The sequence below is a fragment of the Pirellulales bacterium genome (assembly GCA_035499655.1).
GTDB lineage: Bacteria > Planctomycetota > Planctomycetia > Pirellulales > JADZDJ01 > DATJYL01.
In genome coordinates this window covers 1-7,908 of record DATJYL010000102.1, presented here as the reverse complement: position 1 = coordinate 7,908, position 7,908 = coordinate 1, and the positions used below count along the sequence as shown (strand labels likewise).

Annotated in this window: 8 protein-coding genes; 5 read left to right on the top strand and 3 right to left on the bottom strand. The window is 57.1% G+C overall.

Going from position 1 to position 7,908, the window contains the following annotated elements; all coding sequences use genetic code 11:
- Window positions 1–232: 232 nt before the first annotated feature.
- Window positions 233–763 carry an RNA polymerase sigma factor gene (locus tag VMJ32_07405; protein ID HTQ38837.1) on the bottom strand — a complete coding sequence of 177 codons (531 nt, stop codon included), beginning with the start codon at window positions 761–763 and terminating at the stop codon, window positions 233–235.
- Between the two features lie 187 nt (window positions 764–950).
- Between VMJ32_07405 and VMJ32_07400 the strand changes: the two genes are divergently transcribed.
- Together VMJ32_07400 and VMJ32_07395 are read left to right on the top strand one after the other, a co-directional pair.
- Window positions 951–2,210: an LL-diaminopimelate aminotransferase gene (locus tag VMJ32_07400; GenBank protein HTQ38836.1), complete on the top strand. Its 1,260-nt coding sequence runs from the start codon at window positions 951–953 to the stop codon at window positions 2,208–2,210.
- A 42-nt stretch (window positions 2,211–2,252) separates the two neighbouring features.
- Entirely contained in the window at window positions 2,253–3,512 is a 1,260-nt protein-coding gene (locus VMJ32_07395; GenBank protein ID HTQ38835.1) for an amidase, read from the top strand.
- A 59-nt stretch (window positions 3,513–3,571) separates the two neighbouring features.
- Here VMJ32_07395 and VMJ32_07390 read toward each other — a convergent pair whose 3' ends face one another.
- Window positions 3,572–4,297, bottom strand: a complete 726-nt coding sequence (locus tag VMJ32_07390; protein HTQ38834.1) for a pirin family protein — start codon at window positions 4,295–4,297, stop codon at window positions 3,572–3,574.
- Window positions 4,298–4,465: 168 nt separating this feature from the next.
- Here VMJ32_07390 and VMJ32_07385 point away from each other — a divergent pair, with 168 nt between their 5' ends.
- Window positions 4,466–5,029 carry an HYExAFE family protein gene (locus tag VMJ32_07385; GenBank protein ID HTQ38833.1) on the top strand — a complete coding sequence of 188 codons (564 nt, stop codon included), beginning with the start codon at window positions 4,466–4,468 and terminating at the stop codon, window positions 5,027–5,029.
- Between the two features lie 66 nt (window positions 5,030–5,095).
- Window positions 5,096–5,413 carry a hypothetical protein gene (locus tag VMJ32_07380; protein ID HTQ38832.1) on the top strand — a complete coding sequence of 106 codons (318 nt, stop codon included), beginning with the start codon at window positions 5,096–5,098 and terminating at the stop codon, window positions 5,411–5,413.
- A 26-nt stretch (window positions 5,414–5,439) separates the two neighbouring features.
- On the opposite strand, the gene VMJ32_07375 is transcribed toward VMJ32_07380, so the two are convergent.
- A complete protein-coding gene (locus tag VMJ32_07375) occupies window positions 5,440–6,480 on the bottom strand; it encodes a hypothetical protein (protein HTQ38831.1) in 1,041 nt (346 codons plus the stop codon).
- Between the two features lie 420 nt (window positions 6,481–6,900).
- On the opposite strand from VMJ32_07375, the gene VMJ32_07370 reads away from it, so the two are divergent.
- On the top strand, window positions 6,901–7,908 hold a 1,008-nt coding region (locus VMJ32_07370; protein ID HTQ38830.1), incomplete at its 3' end, for a hypothetical protein.

Sequence of the window (7,908 nt, the reverse complement as noted above, 5' to 3'; positions counted from 1 at the left end):
CCAAAATCCCTGCCGCAACTCGTCCTAAACGGCGTTCCCATCGCTGTGCAGCCAACTGGCGACGCACCGCCGCCAATACCGGAGTGCGCAATTCATCCGGCGTGGAAGCACGTAAGGCAGTGCTTAGCTGCTGCTCCAGTGGATCGAGCGGTAAATTGTCCATAACAAGGGTTCTCACAAATAAGGGCCGTAAATCGGGAATGTTGCTTGTGAATCAATTCGGTGAAATTGGTTATCGGAGTTGTTTTGCCAACCAAGGCCGCAACGCTTCCAACGCACGGCGATAGCGGGTGGCCACGGTCGCCGCAGGCTGGCCGGTTGTTTGAGCAATTTCCTGGAAAGTCAGTCCGGCATAAATTTTGAGTTCTAAAATCTCACGATCATCTCGGTTCAACTTAGCGAGCGCCGCCGCCGCCATTTCTGCATCGTCGTGCGCAGCCGGGGCGACACTGTACTTTTCCTCCGCATAATTCGTTGCTTTTCGTTCTGGTCGACGTTTTTCCCGCCGGACTGTGCGCAGCGCTTCGTTGCGAGCCATTTGAAACAAATATGCCACCGGGTTTTCGACTTTCGCGAATCGCTTCCGATTTTGCACCGCACGCACAAACGTAGCCTGGAGCACGTCGCTGGCGCCGTCGGCATCATGGAGCCACGATAATAGATAACCGTACAATCGATCGGCGCAAGCGTCGTACAACTCGGCGAAAGCAGATTCTTCGCCGCGTGTCAGCCGCGCCGCCAGTGATTGCATGTTCGCTGCCATCGATGGCTTCTATTATAAAGAGCCTGCCGGGCCGCGGTTTTATTCAAAAATCTGAAGAAAATCCGCCGATTCGCAGCGTGGCTTGTCCAGGCGCGAACCCTGCGGTAATTTGACGGGTCGCGTAATTCTTGTAGCATCGTAGCGGGAAACAATCTGACCACTGACAACTGACAACCGACCACTTTCCATGTCCGATCCTTATTTTCAATCCCGGTTTGCCGAACGTATTGGCGGGGCCAATTACGGCAAGGGGACCGAGATCTATAAGTTCGAAAAAATCAAACGCGCCAAGCGGAAGGCCCTGGCCGAGCATCCGGAGCGCACGCTGATCGATTTCGGGATCGGCGAGAACGACGAAATGGCGCCGGAAAGCATCCGGGCTGTTATGGCCCGCGAAATCAACAGGCCTGAAAATCGAGGCTATGCTGACAATGGCATCGCCGAGTTCAAGGCGGCGGCGGCGCGGTTCATGCATCGCAACTTTGGCGTGCAGCTTGATCCGGCGACCGAAGTCAATCACTGCATCGGCTCGAAAACGGCGCTGGCCATGTTGCCGGCGGCGTTCATTAATCCTGGCGATGTCACACTGATGACCGTACCCGGCTATCCGGTTGCCGGCACACACACGAAGTATTACGGAGGGACGGTGCATCGGCTGTCGCTGCTGGCAGAGAACGATTTCTTTCCGGATTTGCAGTCCATTCCCGCCGATGTGCTGAGCCGGGCCAAGCTGCTGGTGCTCTGTTATCCCAACAGTCCGACAGGCAAAACGGCAACGCCGGAATTTTACAAGCGAGTTGTCGAATTCGCCAAAAAGCACAAAATTGTAGTCATTCAAGACGCGGCTCATGGCATGCTCAGTTACGACCGCCCGCCGCATAGTTTTCTTAGTGTGCCGGGCGCAAAAGAGGTCGGCGTGGAAATTCATTCGATGTCGAAAGGATTTCACATGATCGGCTGGCGGCTGGGATGGGTGTGCGGCCACGAACGGATTGTACGGGCTTTTTCCGATGTGAAAGACAACAGCGACAGCGGCCAATTCATCGCCATTCAAAAGGCGGCGGCTGCCGCGCTGGATGATGACGTTATTCCCCGCCAGGTGCGTGCCAAATACGAACGCCGCTTGCGGAAGCTGGTCGAAACACTCCGCCGCTGCGGCTTCACCTGCCAAATGCCCGGCGGCACGTACTTTTTGTACACGCGCAGCCCCAAGGCGTTTGCCGGGGCGAAATCGGGCCACGCACATTCCGGCGGCGTCCAATTCGAGAATGCTGAGGCCGCCAGCCAATACCTCATCAACGAACATTCCATCATCACGGTCCCGTGGGACGATGCTGGCCCGTTTCTGCGGTTCTCCGTCACGTACGAGGCGACCGACGAAAAGGCCGAAACCGCGCTGATGGCCGAAACCGAAGCGCGGCTGAAACAGTTGCAGCCGGTGTTCTGAATTACACAACCGTGTCGCGCCGGTCGAAGCGGAGGAGCAGCGATGGGCATCACCATCGAACAAAGCGGGGCCTTCATTGAAACTTGCGAGCTGCCGCCAACCGGCGATGGTCTCCTCGCCGGGCTGCGATTTGCGGTCAAGGATTTGATCGATATCGCCGGCCGCAAAACGGGCTGCGGCAATCCCAGTTGGCGCGATACGCATCCGCCGGCCCGCAGCCATGCGGTGTGCGTGGAGCAATTGCTGGCGGCCGGCGGCCGCTGCATCGGTAAAACCGTTTCCGACGAAGTGGCGTTCAGTCTGATTGGCGAAAATCATTTTTACGGCACGCCGCTGAATCCGCGAGCGCCGAACCGCGTGCCGGGCGGATCGTCCAGCGGTTCGGCATCGGCCGTCGCCTGTGGATTGGCCGATTTTGCCCTCGGCACCGATACCGGCGGTTCGGTTCGCTTTCCGGCCAGCAATTGCGGCATTTGGGGGTTGCGGCCCTCGCACGGTTTTATTTCCGTGGCCGGCGTTATGCCGTTTGCTCCCACGTTCGACACTGTCGGACTTCACGCTGGCAGTGCCAAGTTGTTGGCTCGCGCCGCTGGCGTATTGTTGGGGGCCAATCCGCGGGCGGCGGCAGGAACTGAAAGACTCGCCAAGCCCGCATATATTCACGTGTTAAAAGAAGCCTTCGCGCTGGCCGAGCCGGCCGTTTCACAGGCGCATCAAACGGCGATTGAAAACTTGCGGAAACAATTTGGCTCGGCGCTGCATGAAACGTCTCTTGTGGAAATTCTCGGCGGCGATGAGCCTGCGCCGGCGAATTTTGACTCTTGGTTCGAAACCTACTGTGTGATCCAATGGTCGGAGATTGAAAACTCGCTGGGGCCGTGGATTGCCGAGAGCAAGCCGACGTTCGGGCCGGTCACGACCAACAATTTCGAAATGATTAAAACCCTCGATCGCCGCCGGGTGTTGCCCGCCATGGTGCGGCGCGAAAAGTATTATCGGGCATTGCGAAAGTTCCTGGGGCCCGCCGATCTGCTGTGCATTCCCACGACGCCCGCTCCGGCGCCCCTGAAAGGAAGCCTGGGGTTGGACCAGCGCGTCGGCGACTACTACAAGCGGGCATTGTCGCTGACGTCCATTGCTGGCATCGGCCGTCTGCCGCAGGTGTCGTTGCCGCTGTCGAGCGTGACGGTGGGCGGCGTCGAGTTGCCGCTGGGCTTGTCGCTGTTGGGTAGCTTCGGCGAGGATTTGTTTCTCTTGGATGTCGTGCAACAAATTGCGCAAGCGCAAGTAGGACAACGTTAATTCATCGAATCTCTTACCCCTCACCCCCGGCCCTCTCCCATAAGGGGAGAGGGAGTTATTTAATCTGAGTTCATATCGAACAGCAGCAGCTCGGCGGCGGAATGTGCCGCGATTTCCAAGCGAGTTTCGTGTTCGATTGCCGCGCCGTCGCCGGGCTTCAAAGAATTGCCGTTGAGCGTGATGTCGCCGCGAATCAATTGCAGCCACGCGATGCGGCCGGCCGATAACTCGTGCGTGACCTTTTTGCCCGGTTCTAATAGCGTCGCATATACATCGGCCTGTTGGTGAATGGTCACCGAGCCATCGCGCCCATCGGGCGAAACAATCAACCGCAGCCGGTTCGTTCTGTCCGCCGCCGCCACCGTTTTCTGCTCGTAGCTGGGCGCCAGGCCGGCCCGCTGGGGCAAAATCCAAATTTGCAACAAGTGTACTGACTCCTGCGGCAACGGGTTGAATTCGCTATGGCGAATGCCCGTGCCGGCGGTCATCCGCTGCACGTCGCCGGGGCGAATGACCGAGCCCCCGGCATGAGAACCAGAAACACTGCCAAGGCTGTCTTTGTGCTCCAGCGCTCCGCTGACAATGTACGTGATAATTTCCATGTCACGGTGCGGGTGCATGCCGAAGCCCTGGCCCGGCTGCACGAAATCTTCATTGATCACCCGCAACGGCCCAAAGCCCATGTGGCGGGGATCGTAATAATCGCCGAAGGAAAACGAGTGCCGGCTGTCGAGCCAATCGATTTGGGTCGTACCCCGATCGGCGGCTTTGCGAAGGGTGATCATGGGTGGCTTCCTTTCTGCGAAGTTGCCCAACGAACGAATGCTAGGATGGAATCATTGTACGAGCGGGGACAAGGGTAACATCGGGCGATGGCGTTAGACGCCTGGGCGTCTTTGTGGTTCAACAAGTCTTGATTCACAATTCTCTCGATAGCGGTTACAATGGGAGGCATGGCGAAACGCGATAATCATTATGAAGTGGCCTTTGAGGAGTTCTTGCGACAGCGGCAAATTCCATACGTGGCCGTGGATGAAAAAAAGCGGGCTTTGTTCGGTGATGCGTCGCTAAAGAGCTTGGATTTTATCGTCTCGACGCCGCTGGGTCCGTCGTGGCTGGTCGATGTCAAGGGACGCCGCTTTCCCTCAGGCGGGCAAAAGCAGTACTGGAAAAATTGGTCGACGCATGATGATCTGCGCAGCCTGACGGCCTGGCAGCGCTTGTTCGGCCCGTCATTCAGCGGGCTGTTTGTATTCGCCTACGACATTGTGGGAGATCGCGCCCCACTGCCGGCCGAGCAACTGTTTGCCTTCGGTGGGCGTCTGTATGGCTTTTTGGGAGTCCGGTTGGCGGATTACACGGCCCGGGCGCACACCATATCGGCGGCTTGGGACACGCTGGCCATGTCGACCCGCGATTTTCGCCGTGTCGCGGCCCCAGTGGAGGAGTTTTTTTGCCAAGTTGACGAGCCGGAAGCGGTCGACGAGCCGGCTGTTGCTTTTTCGGCGGCGTGGTAAAATGAAGCGGCCGCCCATTCGCTGATTCAAAATCGGAGCGAATGAACCGCGGATTGGCGAGATCCGATGCGGGTGGAACCTGACGATTACCGAAGGATGAACGAATTGGTGTTGCGCATGAATCTCAGTCGCAAGCTGCATGCTTTCTCTCGATCTGCCGGTCGCGGACTCCGCCGTGCATGGCCGGCCGCATTGATCGGCTGGGGCATGGCGACGTGTCCGGGGGAGGCTTTGGCCGAGGGAACCAATGGATTATCGGGTCCGCACGGCGATACCTGGCCCGCGCTATTGGTGATTTTGTGCTTGGCACTGGGATTGGTTCTATTGGTTCGCTCCTCGGGCCGACATGCGGAGTCGAAGCTGGAAAAGCTCGACGAGGAGTAAGCCTTGATCGCTTGAATCGGCGGGAATTAAGTTCCCGAGGGGCTCTTCGGAGCGCTCGATTTTCCATCGCCAGACTTCCCGCCGGCTGCCTTCCCGTCGCCCGTCTTTCCGCCAGTTTTTCCACCTGCTGGCGCGCTGCCGGTTTTTCCGTCGGTTGCTGTCTCATCGTCGCTGTCATCAGACTTGTCGCTGGCGGTGGCCGCTTTGGCGATGGCCTGCACCAGGGGATCTTCATTAGCGTCTTGTGCCAAGATATTTAGTTCGCCAAACGCTGTCGTCCAGGAGATGCGAAATTGCGCTTTGTTCTTTTTGATTGCCGCCAACGAAGCAGCGGCAAAGATTCTCTCCTGCAATCTTTCGTCGTCGTTGCTGATGTCGCCGTCGACTTTATTGGTCAGCAGTTTTACGAGTTTATCGACATACAGACTGCGCAACACATCGTCACCTTTGTTGTTTTTGTCGATCAGGCGTTTGGTGATAATCGCCGCCTCGTGGCGGACATCCCGATCTGGGTCGGTGCTGATTAAATTGGCAACACTATCTAGGATCACATCGGCTTGATTTTCCGCTTGTTTTACGGCGAGCAAGCGTTCCAATGCATTCTTGCTGCCCAAGGCAATCGTCACTTGCGACAACGTCGAACCGTCGCTCCCGGTTGTCGCAGAAGCAGCGGGCGGTGGGGTGATTTTCTCTGCGGCCGTATAGATTGCCTTATTCAGAAAGCGGTCGTCTCCGACAGCCCCGCTGAGCGCTGCCAGCGAGTCCTGCGCGGCGGGCCCAATGTTTTGTAAGGCTACGGCTGCTTGGAGTTTTAAAAACGCTCCCCCTTGGGATTCCTCGGTCTTGGGATTTTCTAACACTTGCTCCAAGCAATGGACGGCATCGTCCACATGCGTGCCCAGTCCGTCGGCGCCCAGTTGGCCGAGCATGTCGATGGCGGCGCCGCGCTGAGAAACACATTCCTTTGAATTGAGCGCTAACGTAGTGAGTTTCGAAACATAGGTCTCGTCAGCGGCGTAGGCAGGCAGTGCCACGAGGACCGTTAAGAGAAGACAGACGGGTTTCATCGTTAAAGTCCTCCAAAATTAGCGAATTGATGACATCCACTCCGCCTTAACTCCGCGACCGAGATTTCCGAAACCCTCCAATTCAACCAGCATGGCCTAGTTTATCTGAAGGAGGTGGGGGATCAACTCCCCCAGAATGACAAACCCCAAGTTTACACTGTTATATCGGGGGGTTCTAAACCACCAACGGTTCTATTTCCGTTGAGGCTTCATCGCGGAGAGCCAGGCTATTCTCTTGCCACCAAAGTAGATACGGCGATGTCATGGAGTTCCCTATGGTTGATACAGTTCGCACAGGCGCCCAAATTGGTTTAACTAGACCCCCCTCTGGAGGACGATAAAAAGCCCATGCGGCCGGCCGCATGCAACGGCTCTTTTTATAGGCCGGGTTTGCGCAAAGAAGCATTCTTTGGGGGGCTCATGTTCTCGTCTCGATCATTCCGGGTATTGGGTGCTTGCGCCGTCGGTCTATTGCTGGCCTGTTCGTGTCAGACGTTTCAGATTGCGCCGCCGGTTTCCCAAGTTGTGCATGCCGAACGCCAAGGGCACGGCGACGATTTAGAAGTTTGCAAGGAGCCTACGGTCGAGGCGCTGGCGCACGATTTGGACAAGCTCGAGGGGCATATCGAAAAGTACGGCAGCGTCGTGGCCAAACAGCCGGACGTCTGGGGCCAGGCCCGATTGACGCGATACCGTGAGGAATTCGAGCAGCAGATGGCGTCGCAACTGACGTCGTTTGCAACCACGCTGCAAGGAGCGGTTTCAGAATCTGATCAAGCGTATTTTGCGGACGCCTTTGCCCTCAGCGCTGCCGCCAGTCCACGTGGCAGAGCCGCTGCCAAGGAACCCGCGACAACCAGTAGCTCCAGTTCTTCCTCTGCGCCGTCGACGAATACCACGTCGGCCTCTCCCAGCCCGTCTTCCACCTCAACTTCGAACAATTCCAGTGGAAATCTGGCCGTTCCCGAATTGCCCGATGCCTTCGGCGCATTTTCGAACATCAGTAGAAACCCCGTGGGTGGAACAACTCCGCCGCTGGGCATTCAATTTGCCGACGCCAAGACGGGCATCCAGCTCGAACCGACGGTGATCCTTGACGAAAGAGCGCGGTTCTTAAATCACTTGCAGGAATTGCGACGGATTAACGAGGGAGACGATACCGCCGACGCCCCGGGTTATTCGCTTAATTTAGTGCGGATTCCCATGTCGGTGCTGCCGGGCAAATATACCGACATTGGCTTCGGCGCCGAAGCCACCTGCACGATGCAACCGTATTTGAGCGAAGACTTGTTGCCCACAACATTTCGCAATTTGGTGATGAACGACATGATCGATCAACTGGCTTTTCCGATTACAGATTTTATCAATCGCAAGAGTAACAAGCCGTACTTTCGCACCAATGGCGTGGACGACATTGACCAGTTGCTG

What these genes read in the sequence shown, in the direction of transcription:
- VMJ32_07385 (HTQ38833.1), top strand. Translation starts at nt 4,466, where the DNA reads ATGGCGAAACGCGATAATCATTATGAAGTGGCCTTTGAGGAGTTCTTG.
- VMJ32_07375 (HTQ38831.1), bottom strand. Translation starts at nt 6,480, where the DNA reads ATGAAACCCGTCTGTCTTCTCTTAACGGTCCTCGTGGCACTGCCTGCC.
- VMJ32_07390 (HTQ38834.1), bottom strand. Translation starts at nt 4,297, where the DNA reads ATGATCACCCTTCGCAAAGCCGCCGATCGGGGTACGACCCAAATCGAT.
- VMJ32_07400 (HTQ38836.1), top strand. Translation starts at nt 951, where the DNA reads ATGTCCGATCCTTATTTTCAATCCCGGTTTGCCGAACGTATTGGCGGG.
- VMJ32_07405 (HTQ38837.1), bottom strand. Translation starts at nt 763, where the DNA reads ATGGCAGCGAACATGCAATCACTGGCGGCGCGGCTGACACGCGGCGAA.
- VMJ32_07395 (HTQ38835.1), top strand. Translation starts at nt 2,253, where the DNA reads ATGGGCATCACCATCGAACAAAGCGGGGCCTTCATTGAAACTTGCGAG.
- VMJ32_07380 (HTQ38832.1), top strand. Translation starts at nt 5,096, where the DNA reads ATGCGGGTGGAACCTGACGATTACCGAAGGATGAACGAATTGGTGTTG.